The following is an 18,019-nucleotide window of genomic DNA, read 5'->3' as shown; positions in this document are numbered from 1 at the left end:
CCGCTTTGCGCTTGGTGCCCGTTCCCGGCCGACGTTGCTTCGGAGTCCTGCCCTTGGCCATGACGCGCAGTCTACCCTAGTGCCAGAACGTGAACCCAAGGAACGGGTTCTCCTGCAGAGCCATGCCCGGAAGGCCCAAGCCCCGAGCGCCATGGAGTCCACCGGCAAGCACGCTCGCGGCCTCATAGCGAACCCACTTGAGTTGCTCCACCTTACCGGGGCGAAGAGGCCGACTCTGTGGGGTCAACCCGACCGCCAGCCGCTGTCTGGCTCGGGCGAAGGAGCGCCTGCCGACGTCGTTTCGTACGAACTGGTCTGACAATCAGACCACCTCGTCCAAACCGCGCCCGCCAGCCCCTGTCTATCGGAGACCTCGGGCGCCGAGTTCTCCTCAGCCCCAAGTCCCACTGAGAAGATGGGTCCTACAGAGGTGGAGGAGGAGCCGTCGGAAGTTACTTCCTCACCGATGGCGACCTCGAACAAGGGAGCCGCAGAAGAAGGAGGCTCGGCAACCCTGAGTTCGGGAGGAGCACTCTCGGAAGCAGTGGCTTCAACGGTGCAAGCTTCGAAGGGAGTGGCTCCGGAGGGGATGTCTTCGGAATCGGTCACCTCCGCAGGCAACGCTGTGTACGAGCCGGCCTTCTTGCCGACTCTCTCGCGGCTGCCAAAAAGCCGCTCATCGCAAGACTCCAACAGTGGCAGCAGGTCTTTGCGCAGGGCCTGCACGTCCTTCGTCACCAGAGCGTAGAACGCGCACTCGGCCCACCGGCAGATGGCCTCGGAATCAAGATGCGGCAGCACCCGGCCTGCCATCTTCCAAAAGGATCTCTCCAATGAATGGATGAGCAGCACGTGCCCAGGACGATCGGCTACGCGGGCCGCGCGCCTCAGAAGTTCGAACTCCCACACAGCCCACTGGCCTCGGTTCTCCTCCCAGCGAGCAGCATCCCTCAGCGCCAAACAGGCATTCGCCAGCAGGTCCAGTTCCTCCTTGGAAGCGCGCTCGCCGCAGATGGCCAGCAACTCCACCATCAGCTCCCGCTTGAGCGAGAGGAACCCTTCCAGCAGCCGGCTCCTCTCTGGGTGCGCTGGGCCTTCTCCCTGCAGCGCCACCCCCAGAGTCTCCAGGTTCACGGTCTCGTCCAGCACCACCGCGCGGCTCCTACGGCCCGGGTGCTGCACGATCAGCCCTCGCGATGCCAAGTGACTCAACGCCTCCCGGACCGTCGTCCGTGAGACGCCATACTGCCGCGAGAGCAGTCGCTCCGAGGGAAGCCGTCCATCCCTCGGCAGCCGGTCCTGCGCGATCAGCCGCTCCAAATCCCCCGCGACGCGTGAGACGAGCCCCATCGGTTCCATGTCCGCCACCTTCCTCGTTCCAGGTGACCTCATGAAACCAGCTGGGTCTGACATACCTCTTGGGTAGGGAGCGCTCCAAAAGCACGGGCCTCCGCCCGGACGCGGGTGGCGCGCCCAGGGGAGGCCCGAGGAGAAACCCTCTGTGCCCGGCTACACGCCGCGCGAGACGTTCTCGGTCCGCGTCGCACCAGCGCCCGTAACCGGCTCCTGGCCGGGCTGGAACCGGTTGCGCAGATCATTGCGGAGCTCATTGCCCGGCTTGGGCGCGAGCATCAGCCCCACGCCCACGCCCAGCAGCACTCCCACCGTAAAGGCGCCCAGCGCCGGCAGCAGGTAGTCGCTGGTCTCCTTCCGGGTCTCGAGCCCGATCAGGTTGAGCAGCTCGTCCTTGTCCAACTTCTTGAGGTCACTGACTCCAAACATGCGGGAACTCCCAGGGTTCAAGTGAAGATGTGGCGCGCAAACGACGGCTCAGCTGATGTTGCCAGGACCGCCCGTCCGAGGCGAGGTGCCGATTCCCGTGGCGCCGCTCTGCCCCCCTCCCCCACTCTGCCCGCCCACGCTGGACTGGCCCGCCTGATAGCCCTGGAGCGCGGCCTCGGCCATGCCCAGCAGCTCGTCCTTGACGAAGGGCAGCATCGCCAAGCGCACGCCCAGCTTCAGGATCCGCCCGGTCAGCGGGGTGAAGAGTCCCCCGCCCAGCACGTAGCCCACGCCGATCGCCGCAGCCATCATCCCGTACGGGTTGCGATCCACCCGGCCCTTGAGATCCAGCGTCTGGCCCAGGTCCGACACCGCAGTGCGCGCATTGCTCCACAGCTGCTGGGCCTCCGAGCCGATCTGATCCACGCGCTCGCCAAACCCCTGATCGTCGCCGCTGGTGTGAGAGCCGTTGCTCTGGGTGTTCTGAAAGGTCGTCATGGTGTTTTCTCGGTGTGACGAAAGGACGGCGAGGATCAGCGGCGCGAGGCGATCTTGCCGATGAGGAAGCCCAGGGCCACCGCACCCACCAGGCAGGTGCCCGGGTTGGCGCGGATGAAGCTCACCACGCGGGTGTTCACATCCACCAGGTTGCGCCGCGCCTCTTCGATCTGCGGCACGATACGCTCCTGAATTTCACGCGCGCGGTCCTGGATCTGCTGCGGATTCATCTCCATCGAAGCCTCTCCTGTGAGTTGAAAACGAATGACAGTGGTGGGTGAAGGTGTTGGCGGCCGTCAGCGGCGGTAGGCGATCACGAACCCAACTGTGAACGCGGCGCCCACGGCCAGCAGCGGGCGCTTGCGCACCCAGGCCCGCCAGTCCACGGTCTCGGCGACCTCCTGGCGCAACGCAGTGACCGAGGTGGCCAGTTCCGCGCGGGTGCGCTCGATCTCGGCGCGCAGCGCGGCGGGACTTCGGGGCTCAGCCTTGGGCTGTCCATTACTGGGCATTCGGGGGCTCCTTGAGCACGTTGCGAGGCTGTGAAGAGGGCACTGCGGCGGGGCTCGCCGAGGTGAGCACCGCCATGCTGCGCGAAAGTTCTTCGCCCGTGTCATTCATGACCTGGCGATTCTTGAGCCGGGACAGGGCTGTCCAGATGCCGATCCCTCCCCCCACCATGTGGACGCCGCCCACGGCTGCCAAGGCCCAGCCGTAGCCGATCGCCTGCGCCAGCGCCACGGCGATCGCGCCGCACAGGAAGACCCAGCCCACCATCAGGAAAGGCACGAAGACGACGATGCTCGCCACGTCGCGAGCCATGGCCTTGGCATCCTCGGCCAGTTCCAGGCGCGCCAGGGTGATGTGCTGAGACACCAGACGGCTGAAGCTGTCCGCCATCCGTCCGACGATCGCGGAGATCCCGCGCTCCGTCTGTTCCGTCCCCAAGTTCATCGACTCTCCGGCCGGCGCTGCTCTCATCCCACAGGCGGAGCCAACCTAGGCATCCACCCCCGCCGCGACAACCCGTCGCGTGCTTCTTGTGTCCAGCGGCCGCAAAGCGTCGGCCAATGAACGCCGCTGGAGCCCCCACGCTAGCCGATGAGCTGCACGGGTGCCGAGACCGCCACGGCTTCGGTCAGCACCGGGGCCTCGAAGCGCATCACCAGCGGAAGGTGGTCCGAGGTGACCGTGGCCAAGGAGGAACGGTGTGGCCGGATGGTGAGCGGGCGGACACCCGAGTCCACGAAGATGCGATCCAGCCGCAGCAGCGGCAGCCGGGAGGGGTAGGTCCGCGCCGGGGTGCGAAGTTCCAGCGCCGCGTCGTGGATGGCCCGCCGCACCAGCGCGGGGACGGGCTTGTTGCCCCAGTAGTTGAAGTCTCCGCACACCACCACCGGATCCTTGCGCACCGCATCTCGGAGGATGTCCGACGACAGCAGCAGGCTCTCCTGCCTGCGGCGCTCGCCGAGCGACAACCCCAGGTGCAGGCAGAACAGGTGCAGTTGCCGCCCCCCACCCAGATCCAGATCACACCGAAGGGCGCCGCGCGGCTCGCGGCTCTCCACGCTGAGATCGTAGTTCTTCGACTTGAGGATGGGCAGGCGCGCCAGCACCGCGTTCCCATAGCGCCGGCCCTGGCGCACCACGTTCGGGCCGAATGCCATGTGGAGCCCGAGCAGATCCGCCAGGTGCTCGGGCTGGTCCTCCCGGGATGTCTTGCCCCGGAAGTCCCCCACCTCCTGCAGGGCGATGATGTCCGCGTCAATCTCTCGCAGCACCTCGCCCACCCGGTGCAGATCAAACCGGCCGTCCGTGCCGATGCCGCTGTGGATGTTGTACGAGACGAGCGTCAGCTCCACGGCGCCCGAACCCTCAGCCGTGAACCAGACGCAGGCGTCGCGCCGCCAGCCGCACCACCTCGAGCGGCAGCGAGGCCAGCCGCACCGCCGCCTTGCTCACGTCGCCAATACCTCCCTGGATGGCCTCGAACTGGCGCGTCGCTTCGTCCATCAGATCCTGGAAGCGCCCGCGCGGCGGCAGCTCCTCGGTGGCCGGCAGCGCGCCAATGGGCGTGGTGTTGCGGTTGATCCGCGGCGTGGCCTGGAGCCGCTCCGGGCTCGGCGTGGCCTGCGCCGCGCGGGCCTTCGCCCCAGCGCTCTCGCGGCGCGGCGGAGCCAGGGCGCGCGCCTTGAGGATCTCCTCCGTCTGCGCGTGGCTCCTGCCGTAGTGGATCCCCCCGTCCTGCGCAGGCACGGCATGGTGTGATTCGGCCAAGTGCTGCTTGTCCTGGCGCCGCAAGCTCCGGCTGCGGGGCTCGGCTGCGGGCACCTGGAAATGGTCGAAGCTATAAGAACGCGGCATCCAACATCCCCCTCGATGGCAAGTCAGTTCGTCAGAGAAAGTAGGGAGCCCTTTCCGCCCTTGGTACACCTGCGCCAGCGCTCGCGCCGCCCGGACGTTCGCTCCTTGACCAGCGGGGCCCATCTCTCGTTTTGGATGTTGACCAGCGGGCGATGCCCCCTCGGCTCCGAGGCCTGACAGGCACGAAGAGCAGCCGTCCGAGCGAGCCTTGCAAACGGGGCATCGGTGCACAGGGCGCCCCGGTGGTACAACTGCGGCCCTCATGCCGCTCGCGCCCTCCCTTCCCCGCCTCTCCGCCTCGCTCCCCTTCGCCCTGCTCGCCCTGGGCCTGGTGGCCTTCGGAGCCCAGGCTCAGCCAAGCCTCTCCGTGCAGCCGGGAACGGCCAAGCCGGGCGACCCGGTTCTCGTCGCCGTGCGGGGCGTGGAGGGCATGCCCTCGGGCACGCTGGCCGGAAGGCCCCTGCAGTTCTTCGAGACCTCGGGCGCGTGGCTCGCGCTCTCGGGGCTCCCGGTGGAGCAGTCCCTGGGCACCGTCGCGGTGAAGGTGACGGCCCCCCGCCCCGCGCAGGGCAAGGCGCTGGAGCTCGCGGGCACGCTGGACGTGGTGGAGCCTGGCTACCCCGAGCGGCAGCTCAAGGTCGCTGGCAAGTACGTCAAGCCGCCCGCGTCCGTGAAGGCCCGCATGGCCGAGGATCGCGCCGCCTTCGCTGCCGCGTTCGCCCAGCCATTCGCCTCGCCGCTTTTCACTGAGAATTTCGCCTGGCCCCGCCAGGATCGCATCACCGCGCCATACGGCGATCGGCGCTCGTTCAACGGCAAGCTCCAGAGCCAGCACTTCGGCGTGGACATCGACGGGAACACCGGCGACTCCATCTTCGCCGCCAACGAGGGCACGGTGGTGATGGTCCGTGATTGCTACAGCTCGGGCGGCACCGTCATCGTCCACCATGGCGCGGGCCTGTACACGACGTACTTCCACATGTCCCGCATGGACGTGAAGACGGGCGCGAAGGTGCAGCAGGGCCAGAAGCTGGGCCTCGTGGGGAAGACGGGCCGCGTCACCGGTCCCCACCTCCACTGGGGCGTGAAGTTGGACGGGCTCTGGGTGGATGGCCTGTCCCTGCTGAAGCTGGACTTCTTCGGCAAGCCGGAGCCTCGCGTGGCCACCACCGAGACTCCCGCCGCTCTACCCTCCCCGGCTCCCAGCCAGAACGAAGGCACCGCCACCGTCACCGCGACGCCCTGAGCTGAGCACCTCCGGCCGCGCCTCGGCCACGGAGGCCAGGCGCTCTCAGCGGTCGTTCCACTTCGGGGGGCGCTTCTCCAGGAACGCGGACACGCCCTCTCCCGCGTCCTCAGCCAGCACGTTCAGCGAGAGCTGGGACGCCAGGAACTCCAGCGCCGCAGGCAGCGGCAGATCCTCCGCCGTGAAGAAGGCCCGCTTGCCCAGCGCCATCACCGCCTGACTCTTGCCCGCCAGCTTGCCCGCCAGCGCTCCCACGGACGCGTCCAGCTCCGCCGCAGGCACTGCCCGATTGATCAGCCCCAGCACCAGCGCCTCGCGCGCCGGCAGCCGATCCCCCGTCATCACCAGCTCCAGCGCCCGCTTGCGGCCCACGTGCCGCTGCAGCAGCGCCATCATCATCATGGGGAAGAGCCCCACGTCGATCTCTGGGGTGCCGAACTCCGCGCCCTCCACGGCCACGGCCAAGTCACACGCCAGCACCAACCCGAGCCCGCCCGCCAGCGCGTGCCCATTCACCCGCGCCACCGTGGGCTTGCGACAGCCCTGAAGCCTCGAGAGCAGCGTGGCGTACGCACGCCGTCCGTCGTGCATGGACAGGAAGCCGCCGTCCCCCATCTGCCCGAGATCGCCTCCCGCGCAGAACACCTTCTCCCCCGCGCCGGTGAACACCAGCACGCGCACCTGCGCGTCCGCTTCCGCCCGGGCAATGGCCTCCATCAGCCCCTGCACCACCGCCGGTGACAGGGCGTTGCGCGCCCGCGGCCGGTCGATGGTTATGAGCGCTTGGGCGCCTTGGACCGCGTAGCGGACTTCTCCTGCTCCTTCTTCCATGAGACCTCCGAGGACGACGAAGCGTCTCGAGCATGGACGCCGTGAAGGAAGAAATCTCCCAGCTGCCGCTTGGCCCGCTCCAGCTTCTCCACATCCTTGGGATCCACCCTCCCCATCAACAGGGCGGTGAACGCCATCTCGATGTTGCCGAAGAAGAGGGCCGCGGCCAGCTGCAGATCCACGTCCGGCCGCAGCTCGCCGGCCTCTTGGGCCTGCATCAGCATCTGCGTGCACAGTTGGAGGGCCTCCGCGAAGGCCGTCTGCCGGTTCACCCGCCCCCCGGGGCTGCGTGCGATCTCGAGGATGAGCACCTTCACCGTGCGCGGATCCACCCGGTACGCCTCGATGGCCACGTCCGCGATCCGGTGCACCTTCTGCTCGAGCGTGCCCTCGCCCTGAACCACCGCGCTCACGCGCGTGAAGAAGCCGCGCCAGCCCGCCTCGAAGACGGTCTCCAGCAGCTCATCCTTGTTCTTGAAGTAGTGGTAGACGAGCCCGTAGGCCACGCCCGCCTCTTTGGCCACGTCCGCGATGCGGCACCCGTGGTAGCCCTTGCTGGCGAACACTTCAATGGCGGCGCGGAGGATGGTGTGCCGGCGCTCGCTCTCGCGCGTCCCTCCGTCGGCCGCCTTCTGGCTCTGCTGGCTCAACTCGTCCTCCGCGGCCAATTGACTTGGAAATCAGCCGCAGAGGACCCTACGGACGGCGGGGCCGCCGGTCAATGCCCTTCGTACCGGGCTAGAACACCCGGCCCGTAATCGTCGGCGAGCTGAGGAGCACCACGTGCCCGTCCTCCGGGGACGCCGTGTACTTGCAGCCAGCGGCCACCTCGAACTTGATGCCCGGAGCCGCGTAGGCCGGCGTCGGTGGGACGGAGGCCGGATCATGCTGGTCGCGCAGGACGAAGCGCTCGATGGAGAAGGACGGGTAGGTGAAGGCGATGCCCTGGGTGAGGCTGTCTACCGTCACAGGGCCAATGGCGCCGCCGGAGCAGCCATCGCCGTCCTCGTTCTGGGCCACGCGGTTGAACCAGGGATCGGTCAGCAGGAAGACGGCCTCCTCATGCGTGAAGTGCTCCAGGATGAGGGTGGTGCCCACGGGCGGCTTGAGCTGGCGGACGATGGGCGAGCGGTTGAGCGCCGTCTCGTCGCGATCCAGCGGGTGCGGCCAGCCCGTCCAGAGGATGCGCTCCTGCACCCAGATGAGGGTGGAGGCGTCGTACTTGCCGTTCTTGCCGTCCCACTTGCCGTTGCCGTTGGTGTCGACGAAGCGCTCGGTGTCCTGCCAGGTGCCGTCGTCGTTGTTGTCGACGAAGGGCTCCGTCAGGTCGAACTTCGGGTCGAACTCGCCCTCGTCGAACTGGCCGTTGTTGTTCTTGTCGTCGTACCCCTCTTCGCCCGTGGTGATGGCGATCATGGCCACCAGGTTGTCGCGCGGGTTGTTGCGCCGGTTGGGGCGGATGGGATCGTCGCGGAACGGCTCCGGACGCGGCTCCATGGGGTTGATCAGCGAGCCGTAGTCGCGGATGGGGTTGGCCGTCCAATAGAACGGGTGCATCCACAAGGGGGCGATGTAGTCGCCCGTGTGGGTGGCGTCATTGGGCGGGTTCCAGGTGAAGGTGCCTGGATCCGTCTCCACCGGCAGCGGGTAGGACGTCTTGTAGAGAACCTCCGCGTTGCCCACCACGTCCGACACCGAGCTGGACGACGGCCCGAGCGTGCCCGCCTCGGTGATGAAGGACACCTGGGCGCCCGCGATGCCGTCACCGTTGCGGTCCGCCACGTGGGCCGTGCAGCGCAGCTTCACGCCCGCAATCAGGTAGCGCGTCTCATCATAGGCGCCGATGCCGTGAATACCGCCCGAGGCGGTACCGGCGATCTCGCCGCACTGGAAGGTGAACTGCTTGCCGTTGGCGCCCGCGCCCGCGAAGGCCACCGCCGGGCTGACCGCCGTCTTGTCGCCCGCGGTGGCGATCACCACCACCGAGGCCACGCGGCCATTGGCCACCAGCTGCGTGGAGACGATGCCGTCCCCCACGTTCGTCGAGCCCTCGGTGGGATTGAGCGTGACCCCCGGGACCTCCGACTGCAGCTTGAATGTGACGGTGGTACCTGCCTGCGGATTGCCGCGGCTGTCGATAGCCCGGAACCGCAGGGTCGTGATCTCTCCCAGCCGGGGACTGGCCGGAGATTGATCGACGAACTCCAGCGTGGCTGGGGGCGGCGGCTCGCAGGCCACCAGCAAGGCACTGGCGAGCACCACGCATGAGGCGAGACCCAAACGCATCTGCGGTAACTCCTTGGAAGTGAGGACTTATCTTCCAGGGCCGCCCTGCATTGAGTCAAGAACTGGACACGGTGCCGCGGACCCCTCGCGAACGGGCCGCGGCACCGTGGTTAGGCGGTCGAACCGTTGAACATCACCCGCGCCACGCCCAGCAGGCGATCGACATCACGGGCAGTGAGGCCCCGCGCGCGAGCGAAGTCCGACAGCGGCCGAAGCAGGTCCTCGGTCTGAGCGAGAGACTGCTCCGTCCCGGCAAAGAGCTCCCCGAGGCTGACGCCCAGGGCGCTGGCGAGCGCGGCGAGTGTCTCCACATGGGCGACTCGCTCTCCCCGCTCAATCATCGACAGAAAGGACACGCTGATCTGAGCCCGCTCCGCGAGTTCCTCTTGGGTCCAACGCTCAGGCCGCTGCGTGCGAAGCTCGCGGATGCGTTGGCCGATACGTTTTCCGAGTTCCGACACGAAGATTTTTCCCTCCTGGGAATGTTGTAGGTTTGAGACAACCACTGGGCGCATCCGTGGATTCCTCTGTCCGTCAACTTCCTGACCCGAACGCGCCAACACCGGCCACACTCAAGTTCACACCAAAGTCTGGACGCTTCTGGCCCCGCCTCAGCGTGGCCACTCCCTCGATACGCCAGCAATCACAAGCGGGACCATACGATACGCCCAGCACCTGCTGGGCGAGCGGAGACTGCGTCTTCGCAAGTGGCTGCACGATGGCTTCGTATCGCAGACCGAGTCCAATTCCGAGCGACAAACGCGAACCCGCGACGAGCAGCTGAGCACGGGCTCGACTCTCCGCTGCGGGGCCAACCAAGGCGTCGATCCCTCGCCGGAGTCGATCCGAACCCACCGCCAGCAGATCGTCATAACGCGCGTAGAGCGCTTCGCCCTTCCCGTTGTCGATGGAGGCATCCGCGCTGAGCTGGGAGATCTGTTCGGAAATGGGATCGAAGCGAACCAGCGCGCCCGCGTTGAGCACACCTGCACTGGCATTCACCCGCGCATAGGTATCGCGCAACACTCCCCTCTCCTCTCCGTAGGAGCCACCTCCAAAGGTAGGGGCGTGTCGGGACAGATCAAAGCCCTGACCGAGGCGCAGGCGGAGCACCTCTCGCCGCTGGTCCCCTTGCTTGCGCTGGAGGCTCTGGCTCACCTCCACCACTGCGTGCAGGAAGCCGCGATCGCGGCCGTCCGCGCCAACGGGAAGCGCCGCGTCAAGCTCGTCGTAGCGCTGGGGCGGACGATCGGGCGAAGCGCCGGGTGAAGGCACGCCTCCCCACACCCCTGGCACATAACGCACTTCCACGGAAGGTCGGAGGGTGTGACGCCATGCAGCAGAGCCCTCCTCGTAGGTGCGAGCCAGCTCCGAGTCCACCGCGACCCCGAGCAGCGGGTAGCCACGCTGGGCGACGTGGCCCGAGCGCTCGCCCAGGTAGAAGTCCTGGCGGAGGGCCAGCGAGGGTGTCAGCCGCGCATACGGTCCCAACCCCACCGAAGTGGAGAGACGTGGGAAGAAGTCCAGCCGGTTCCGGGCCTCGCGATCCGAGGCATCGAACACACCGTTCGACTGGGTGGAATCGGGCAGCGGCGTCTTGGTGCCATCCTCGTTGAGGACCTCATAGGCTCGCGAGGCGTTGAAGAGGCCGTCCTCGCCCTCGTCGCCGTAGCTCCGAGTGAGCGGCGAGAGCCGGGAGAACTCCACGCGCAGCCCCGCCGCCCAGCGCTTGCCGAGGAGGCGCTCGGGAAGGGCCACGGTGATGGAGGGCAGACGCTGAAAGGTGAGCGGCCCGGGGACGAGTGGCCGCGTCGGATCCGTGGCAGCCGGGACGCGGTCTTCCCTCAGGAAGGAGAAGCCCCAACGGATGTCCTGGCGGAGCGACACATCCACGCCCGCGTAGTGCTCCTCGCCCCGGTGGTAGAGCACGGCACTGCTGCGCAGGTACTGGTTCTCGCGGGCGACGATGTCCGCGGTGAAGTCGCGCGTGTAGAAGCCGTCCGAGACGAACGCGGCATCCACCCGGTTGCGGAAGCCGTTGCCCATGTCTTGGGTGTGCTGCCAGGAGGCCTCTGCGCGCAGGCCGCGATGCTCGGAGAGGGCCTCGTTGGTGCCACCGTCCACCCGGTAGAAGGTGCCATTGTTCGGGTCTCGCGGGGGCCGCAGATCATAGAGAAAGCCCAAGGTGGCCCGGCCCCGGGTGCGCTCGCTGGGCACGTAACGGAACTCGGTGTGCAGGCGCGGGCCTTTGACGCCGAAGTAGCGCGGCTCCTTGCGCGTCACCGCCTCGGAGAGAACATGATCCTCCTGGGAGCCACCCGTGTAGTAGCCCGGCGTCAGCGTGAGATCGTAGCTGCGCCCGAGCGTGAGGAAGACAGGCTGATCAATGCCGAAGCCGAAGAGGCTCGAGGTGGTGGGCCGAGGCACCAGCAGGCCCGAGCGCCGCTCGGCCAGCGGGAGGTACAGCCACGGCAGCGCGAACACCGGCACCGAGTGCACGTAGACCACGGGCCAGGTGAGAATGGCGCGCTCGCCCATCTGCACGTTGGCGTTGTTGGCCTCCACGCGCCAGCTCGGCTCACCGGGGCCGCACTCGCACGGGGTGAAGGCGAGATCATCCACCGCGAAGGCGTTGGGCCCCGTGCGTTTGATTCGCGTACCGCTGATCAGCACGGGCGTCTCGCCCATCTGCCGCAGTTGCTGGGGCGTCTCCGCGCTGCGCAGGGCCTCGGAGGTGACGTTGCGCTTCTGCATGAAGAGGCCGCCCTTGACGTTGGCCTCGTTGGACTTGAGGTCCACCTCCACCTCGTCCGCCACGGCGGCGAACTGTCCGCTCACGAACATCACCCCGCCGCTGGCGCGGGCCCTCTGGTTGGCCTGATCGTAGGTGACTTCCTCGGCGCGCAGCAGCGTCTCCGCGGTGCGCAGCTCGGTGTGGCCGCGCGCGGTGAGGACCTGCTTGTCCGGCTCGTAGACGACGTAGTCCGCGGCCACCTCGACCGTGTCCCCGGTGGGGAGCTGGATCTGGGTGGCCAGCGGAATCTGCGCGGAGACGAGCAGCGCGAGGGCCGCCGGGGCGAGCAGGCTCATGGCCTCCTCGGCTCAGCGCTCGGGGCGCGGGAACTCCAGGGTGATGGTGTTGCCCTCCTGGCGCGTCTGGACGGACACCTGCTCCTTGAGCTTGATGGAGACGCGGACGGACCGGTCAGGCCCCACGGTCGGGTCCACGCGAGCCACGGCGGTATCGAAGAACGAGGTGTCGAGCGCACGGGTGTTGTTGCCCTTGCCGATCTGCGTGTTCTCCAGCATGAGGACGATCTCGTTGCGTCCCTCGGAGACTTTGTAGCTCACTGGCTCATTTGTACGCACGTAGACACGTGAGCCACCCGTCTTCTGTTGGAAGCCGACAATCTCCAGCGTCTTGCGGCGGCCCGTGGTGGCGGGCTCGGGCGAGGCGGCGGGAGGCTCGGTCCGGCGAGGCACCTCGGCACTGGCCACCCGACTGCCACCCTCGGTCTCCTGGCGCTTCCTCTCCTCGGCGGAGGCCAGGCGCTTCGCCTCGGCCTCCTCGGAACGGCGCTTCCGCTCGTCGGTCTCCTGCTGCTTCCGGGTGTCGACCTCGGCGCGAGCCTCCTCGGACCTGCGCTTCTTCTCCTCCAGCGCGGCCAGACGGCGCTCCTCGGCCTCCTCCGCCTTGCGCTTCTTCTCGTCGAGCTCGGCCTGCTTCTTGGCCTCCGTCTCGGCGCGAGCCTGCTCTAGCTGGCGCTTCTTCTCCTCGGTGGCGGCCAGACGCTTTGCCTCGGCCTCCTCCGCCTTGCGCTTCTTCTCGTCGAGTTCGGCCTGCTTCTTGGCCTCCACCTCGGCGCGAGCCTGCTCTAGCTGGCGCTTCTTCTCCTCGGCGGTGGCCAGCTTCTGGGCCTCCGCCTCGGCGCGGACCTGCTCTTCCTGGCGCTTCTTCTCCTCGGCGGCGGCCAGTTCCTGGGCGCGGCGATCCTCCTCGGACTTCTTCGCGGAGGCCACGCGCGCGGCCTCCTCCTGCTGGCGAAGCTCCGCGTCGGTCTTCTTCGCCGCCGAAGCCGCCTCCGCCGCAGCCGTCTCCTGGGTGGCGCGCTCCTGCTGGGACGCCTGAGTGGCCTGCGTGGCGGCGGCCTGGGCCTCGGCGGCCGTGGGGCCATTGGCGGCCACGAGGGGCTGCTTGGGCTCCGGGAGCGTCTGGGCCACGGCAGGGCTGGAGCCGTCCAGCACCTTCACCGAGAGCACACTGCCGCTCACCAGGATGTCGGTCTCCACGTCCCGGTCGTAGCCGATGAGAACGCGAGCGATGGCGGACGAGTCCGAGCCGTAGTTGGCGGCGCGCAGGCCGGTGATGAGGCCGGCGTTCACTCGCATCTCCTCTGGCACACCCTTGAGGACGGCCTCGGAGATATCGATGACGAGCCGCGGCGGGTCTGTCATGGTGAAGGTGGTGAAGTTGGGCTTCTTGCTCCCGGTGATCTCCACCGTGGAGCCGTTCACCTTCACGCTGGTGATGGCGTTGAGCTCTACCTTGTCCTGCGCGAACGCCAGCAGGGGCAGCAGCACCCCACCGAGCACGCAGACCGCCAGCCACTTCATTGAACGACACCCCTTCTCAGAGAACCCGACTGTAGAGCATGGGCCCCCTGGCTCCAACTTAACGCCCGGGGCCGGCCCCCGGGTCTAACGAACGCGCGGCAGCACCGGGGAACGCGAGCGGTGGGTTCTGGCGTATTCGATGAGGTTCTTGATGTCGTAACAGATCTGCCGGATGTCGTGCCCCATGGTCAGCTCGATGTGGCTGTTGCCCTTCACAGGGCGCCAGAGGAGGTATTCACTCTTGGCGGCGCGGTAGACACTGCGGGTGGACTCCACCGAGGCCAGCGGATCCATGTCTCCGAAGATGATGGCCATGGGGATCGCGATCTTCGAGAAGCCGCGCTTGAAGTCGTAGTCCGTGCGGTAGCAGACCATCTCGCCGCGGCGGATCCACCGGGCGAACTGCTCGATCACCTTGCGAGGCTCTCGCTCGCCTCCCTCGCGAAGGAGCCAACGGACGTCCTGGGCCTTCACGCGGGCGGGGTTGCTCAGCTTGTTGATGCGCCGGACGACCTCTTCGTAGATGGGGTGGCCCTCGGCGAGAGCGAGCTTCTTCTCGGCGTACTTCAGCCAGGCGTCCACGGGGACGTAGTTGAAGAGGGTGTCTTTCGGCTCCGACGTCGGCTTGAGCCGCTGGCCCAGCTCGCGGCTCACCGCCTGGGCGCCCTTGGACAGCAGCGTGCGGCCCAGGTGCCCGATGCGGTTCTGCACGTTGAGCCCGGCCAACGTCATGTCCACCAGGCCACCGAGCGCCGGCGCGCCCATGGCCAGGGCCTTGAGCATCAAAAAACCCCGGCCGAGATCCGCCGGGGAGCCAATGGTGATCAGGCCCTCGAAGTCGTCGTGGATGCCGGCGTAGCCGTAGCCGAGCATCCCGCCCATGGAATGGCCGCAGTAGAAGATCTTGTCGCGCCGGGTGATGCGCTTCACGCCGGAGACAGCGGCGGGCAAGTCGTAGAGGAAGTAGCTGTCGATGTCCCAGCCGTACTCGAGGTCGGGCGGGAGAGGTCGGCGGAAGCGGGCACAGCGCTCGCGCTGCAGATCCAGGGAGCTCTTGCCGTGGCCGCGCAGCTCGAGGATGTGAATGTCCACGCCGAAGAACAGGAGGTTCTTCACGAACTGCCCGCTGGTCCACGCGTGGCGGTTCTGGGAGAAGCCGTGGACCAGGAGCAGCACCTCGCCGAACAGCGGCTGCGGGAATTGCTGCTTCACGGGCCGGTAGCGGGTCATCATCAATGACCAGCCGTCGGCGGTCTCCACCACGTACTTCGTCTTCTGGTAGAGCGCCCGGAAGTCGACCTCGTCGACCGTCGGTATCCGCGGCCCCGTGGGCGCGGTTCTCCAATCATCCGGGAGGCGCATACCTGGAATTTATGACTGCTGCTGCATTGCGCCAAGGTTTCTGACGAAGCGCGCGCGAGCCGCTCCCACCAGAAAGAGTGAGCCCGTACATAAGATGACGTCCCCCTCCATCGCGAGGGCCTTGGCGCCTGCCAGGGCGTCATCCAAGCCAGCATAGGCCCGCACATCGGCGCACAGTGCCCGGGCCTCCGCGAGGTAGCGCTCGGGGGCAAGCGAGCGCGGCGTGTCCAGGGGCGTGAGGTGGACGGAGGCGCAGCGAGGGAAGAGGCCGCGCATCATGGGAGCGCGGTCCTTGTCGGCGACGACACCGAAGACGGCGTGGATGCGTCGGCCGGGGTACAGGCTGTCGAGCGAGGCCAGGAGCACAGCGACTCCGCCGGGGTTGTGCGCCCCATCGAGCACGACGGCTGGCTGGCTGCTCACCTCCTCCAAGCGGCCGGGCCAGCGAGCGGAGGCCAGGCCCTTCACTGCGGCATCCGTGGGGACGGAGATGCCCCAGGCATCGAGCTGCTCCAGGGCCGCGAGCGCGACAGCGGCGTTCTGCCGCTGGTGAGGGCCTCGGAGGGAGAGTGAGAGCCCGTCCAGGTTCCACCGCGGTCCCCTGTAGGAGAGCCCTGTGGGGAGAGACTCCACGGCGAAGTCGAGCCCCTCGAGGAGCATGGGAGCGCCGACCTGGGCTGCGACGCGGGAGATGGCTTCGAGGGCCTCTGGCTCCTGGCGGCTGACGACGACGGGGACGGTGGGCTTGAGGATGCCGGCCTTCTCGCCTGCGATGGCTCCGAGCGTGTGGCCCAGATACTCCATGTGATCAAAGGAGATAGGCGTGATGACGGTGACGAGCGGGGCCACGACATTGGTGGCATCCAAGCGGCCACCGAGGCCAGTTTCCAGGACAGCGATGTCCACGGCCTCCTGGGCGAAGTGCCAGAAGGCGATCACGGTGCCGAACTCGAAGTACGTGAGCGGCGCGGGAGTGGCGGCGGCCTCCGGGTAGCGCTCGAGGATCTCGAGGATGCGGCGGCCGAGCAGCTTGGGGGAGATCTCCTCGCCGTTGATCTGGAAGCGCTCGGTGACGCGCTCCAGGTGAGGCGAGGTGTAGAGGCCCACGCGGTGGCCCGCGGCGCGAAGGGCGGTGGAGGCGAAGGCACAGGTGCTGCCCTTGCCATTGGTGCCCGCGACATGAAGCGAGCGGATTCGGCGCTCGGGATGGCCGAGGGCCTCGAGAGCCGGATTCATCCGTTCGAGGCCGGGCTTGATGACGGAAGGGCTGAGCCGGGCGAGGAATTCGACCGCTTCCTCTGGCGTCCGGGGAAGCGTCATGGGGTCACCAAGCTGTTGCTCACGGGGGACATCCTCTTCACGAGTGCCCTCCTACCACACGCTCGTGGGGATTTTTCGCGCCGCCAGTAAGCCCACGCTTGATCCGCTTCCACTGACGCAGATGCTGAACCTGGCCACGGTTCACGGCGGCTTGGACGTGGGCTCGCGACCCATTTGGTATGAGGGCGTGTAGCAAGCCCCCTTCCACTCATAGCCGTCCTCTTTGCCCTTCTCCTTGCAAGGCGGCTTGCCAGCGCCCAAGAGCCACCAGCAGCCGCCACGGACCTCCACCTCTCCAAACCTGTTGCACGGCGGCTTCCGCTGGCCAGGGAAGAGCTTCTCGGGCAGCGGAAGCCCCACTGCCGACTTCGCATTCCCCGCAGGCACCGAGGCATCCGCCGACGCGGAAATGGCACCCGCGCCGTCCCCTACTGCGGCCGTGTCCCTCTGGCGGTGCTCCTTCGCCGAAGCAGTCTGCGCCTCCTGCTGGCCCCGATAGAGCCCGGTCACCAGCAGACAGGTGAGCAGCAGCCCCATGGCGGCTATCCCCCCTTCAACGCTCCACACAGCCACTGAGCGCGGGGGCTCCGCCAAGCGGTTCGCAGCCTCTGCGCGAGCCCGGACCTCCAGCTCGCGCTTCTCGCGTTCTCTCCTTGCCGCGTCCCGCTCCTCAGCCAGACGCACGCCTCCCAGCGATCGCCAGCGTGTGTCGTGCGCGTGTGACCAGCCGAAGAGAGGCTCATTCCTCTCGGGCCCCGCCCTCTCCTTCATCTCCTCCAGCGCCGCGACCAACTCCTGAGCCCGGCCGTTGAAGCGATCCACGGGAGCGGGCGCCAACAGCCTCAGGATCAGCGCATCCAGCTCGGGGCTCACACGCGGGTTCAGCTCACGGGGCGGCCGAGGTCCTGGTCCCCCCTCGCGCCACACCTCCGCCCCTGGCGCTTGAGGATCCGTGGAGGGCGGATACTCGTCCGTCACCAACCGGTAGGCCGTGATTCCCAGGGCGAACAGGTCATCGCTCGCGCTGGCCGGATAGTGAGCCGTCGGGTGGCGAAGGAACAGGCGGAGAAATCCCCAGGCCTCAGGGCTGCGATACGCGGGAGTGCCGGGCGGGAGCACCTTCGAGGTCAGCGTCGCCGCTCCCCGGTAGTGCCCTGCCCCGAAGTCCATCAGGAAGGCTCGCCCGTCCGTGAGCCTCACCAGAACGTTCCCGCCCTTCACGTCGCGGTGCACCGCTCCCACCGCATGCGTGGCCTCCACCGCCTTCGCCACCTGTAGCAACAGTTCCACCACCCGGGACTCAGTGGGGTTGCGCCGAGCGGACCACTCATACAGCGGCTCGCCCTCCACCCACTGCATCACCAGGTAGCGATAGCGCCCCGATGCGTGCTCCCATACCCCCTGCGCATAGAGGTGAGGCACCGAAGCACTCTGGATGTGGCGGAGCAACCACGCCTCTCGCTCGAAGCGCTCATCCTCGGGGAAGACCGCCAGTTTGAGCGCAAAGGGACCTTCCAGTTCATGTCCCACGCGCTCCACACGGTAAACGGTGCCGTAGGCGCCTCGGCCGCCCCAGCCCACAATCCGCCAGGGCCCCATCCGCATCCCCAGCGGGAGGCTGAGCGGATCTACATCCAGCGAGGCGACCTTCTTCCCCATGACCGTCTCCGGCGAGGACCTTCGAGTCCCCACTCAGCCCAGCCTACCTCATGGGTC

General features: G+C 67.7%; 18 protein-coding genes and 1 pseudogene. 1 reads left to right on the top strand and 18 read right to left on the bottom strand.

Features of this window, described 5'->3' with window-relative positions:
- Positions 1–243: 243 nt before the first annotated feature.
- The 9 genes and pseudogenes from DB31_RS45300 to DB31_RS29690 all read right to left on the bottom strand — a co-directional run bounded on the left by DB31_RS45300 (position 244) and on the right by DB31_RS29690 (position 4,644).
- Positions 244–1,152, bottom strand: coding sequence for a hypothetical protein (locus DB31_RS45300; protein ID WP_240486950.1), 909 nt, complete (start codon positions 1,150–1,152; stop codon positions 244–246).
- A gap of 21 nt (positions 1,153–1,173) precedes the next feature.
- A pseudogene (locus DB31_RS51690) lies at positions 1,174–1,350 on the bottom strand (winged helix-turn-helix domain-containing protein); the annotation flags it as partial.
- Positions 1,351–1,509: 159 nt separating this feature from the next.
- Positions 1,510–1,782: a YtxH domain-containing protein gene (locus DB31_RS29720; protein WP_044193695.1), complete on the bottom strand. Its 273-nt coding sequence runs from the start codon at positions 1,780–1,782 to the stop codon at positions 1,510–1,512.
- A 48-nt stretch (positions 1,783–1,830) separates the two neighbouring features.
- Positions 1,831–2,280, bottom strand: coding sequence for a hypothetical protein (locus tag DB31_RS29715; protein ID WP_044193694.1), 450 nt, complete (start codon positions 2,278–2,280; stop codon positions 1,831–1,833).
- A 35-nt stretch (positions 2,281–2,315) separates the two neighbouring features.
- Positions 2,316–2,516 carry a hypothetical protein gene (locus tag DB31_RS29710; protein ID WP_044193693.1) on the bottom strand — a complete coding sequence of 67 codons (201 nt, stop codon included), beginning with the start codon at positions 2,514–2,516 and terminating at the stop codon, positions 2,316–2,318.
- 60 nt (positions 2,517–2,576) lie between these two features.
- Positions 2,577–2,792, bottom strand: coding sequence for a DUF3618 domain-containing protein (locus DB31_RS29705; protein ID WP_044193692.1), 216 nt, complete (start codon positions 2,790–2,792; stop codon positions 2,577–2,579).
- Positions 2,782–3,234, bottom strand: coding sequence for a phage holin family protein (locus DB31_RS29700; protein ID WP_044193691.1), 453 nt, complete (start codon positions 3,232–3,234; stop codon positions 2,782–2,784). Before DB31_RS29700 ends, DB31_RS29705 begins: the two co-directional genes overlap by 11 nt.
- 140 nt (positions 3,235–3,374) lie before the next feature.
- The gene (locus DB31_RS29695) at positions 3,375–4,142 is read right to left on the bottom strand and encodes an endonuclease/exonuclease/phosphatase family protein (protein ID WP_044193690.1); all 768 of its coding nucleotides are present in this window, start codon (positions 4,140–4,142) and stop codon (positions 3,375–3,377) included.
- 13 nt (positions 4,143–4,155) lie between these two features.
- Positions 4,156–4,644, bottom strand: a complete 489-nt coding sequence (locus tag DB31_RS29690; protein ID WP_044193688.1) for a hypothetical protein — start codon at positions 4,642–4,644, stop codon at positions 4,156–4,158.
- 262 nt (positions 4,645–4,906) lie between these two features.
- On the opposite strand from DB31_RS29690, the gene DB31_RS29685 reads away from it, so the two are divergent.
- Positions 4,907–5,890, top strand: a complete 984-nt coding sequence (locus DB31_RS29685) for a M23 family metallopeptidase (protein WP_044193686.1) — start codon at positions 4,907–4,909, stop codon at positions 5,888–5,890.
- 45 nt (positions 5,891–5,935) lie between these two features.
- Here the strand turns inward: DB31_RS29685 and DB31_RS29680 are convergent, their stop codons facing one another.
- From DB31_RS29680 to DB31_RS29640, 9 genes are all read right to left on the bottom strand, one after another.
- Positions 5,936–6,721 (bottom strand): enoyl-CoA hydratase/isomerase family protein, encoded by a 786-nt coding sequence (locus tag DB31_RS29680; protein ID WP_044193685.1) that lies wholly within the window; start codon positions 6,719–6,721, stop codon positions 5,936–5,938.
- Entirely contained in the window at positions 6,664–7,371 is a 708-nt protein-coding gene (locus DB31_RS29675; protein WP_044193683.1) for a TetR/AcrR family transcriptional regulator, read from the bottom strand. The genes DB31_RS29680 and DB31_RS29675 overlap by 58 nt, the downstream gene beginning before the upstream one ends.
- 88 nt (positions 7,372–7,459) lie before the next feature.
- Positions 7,460–9,007, bottom strand: coding sequence for an Ig-like domain-containing protein (locus DB31_RS29670; RefSeq protein WP_044193681.1), 1,548 nt, complete (start codon positions 9,005–9,007; stop codon positions 7,460–7,462).
- A gap of 110 nt (positions 9,008–9,117) precedes the next feature.
- On the bottom strand, positions 9,118–9,468 hold the full coding sequence (locus DB31_RS29665; RefSeq protein WP_044193679.1) for a helix-turn-helix domain-containing protein: 351 nt from the start codon (positions 9,466–9,468) through the stop codon (positions 9,118–9,120).
- 73 nt (positions 9,469–9,541) lie between these two features.
- Positions 9,542–12,097, bottom strand: coding sequence for an LPS-assembly protein LptD (locus tag DB31_RS29660; protein WP_044193677.1), 2,556 nt, complete (start codon positions 12,095–12,097; stop codon positions 9,542–9,544).
- 12 nt (positions 12,098–12,109) lie between these two features.
- Positions 12,110–13,621, bottom strand: a complete 1,512-nt coding sequence (locus DB31_RS29655) for an AMIN domain-containing protein (protein WP_052420347.1) — start codon at positions 13,619–13,621, stop codon at positions 12,110–12,112.
- Between the two features lie 84 nt (positions 13,622–13,705).
- On the bottom strand, positions 13,706–14,983 hold the full coding sequence (locus DB31_RS29650) for an alpha/beta fold hydrolase (RefSeq protein WP_044193673.1): 1,278 nt from the start codon (positions 14,981–14,983) through the stop codon (positions 13,706–13,708).
- 9 nt (positions 14,984–14,992) lie between these two features.
- Positions 14,993–16,303: a bifunctional folylpolyglutamate synthase/dihydrofolate synthase gene (locus DB31_RS29645; protein WP_044193671.1), complete on the bottom strand. Its 1,311-nt coding sequence runs from the start codon at positions 16,301–16,303 to the stop codon at positions 14,993–14,995.
- A 141-nt stretch (positions 16,304–16,444) separates the two neighbouring features.
- On the bottom strand, positions 16,445–17,962 hold the full coding sequence (locus tag DB31_RS29640) for a serine/threonine protein kinase (RefSeq protein WP_044193669.1): 1,518 nt from the start codon (positions 17,960–17,962) through the stop codon (positions 16,445–16,447).
- Positions 17,963–18,019 lie beyond the last annotated feature (57 nt).

It is taken from the genome of Hyalangium minutum (assembly GCF_000737315.1).
Lineage (GTDB): Bacteria > Myxococcota > Myxococcia > Myxococcales > Myxococcaceae > Hyalangium > Hyalangium minutum.
Note: the sequence above shows the minus strand (reverse complement) of the source record. Positions and strands in the feature narration are given on the sequence as shown.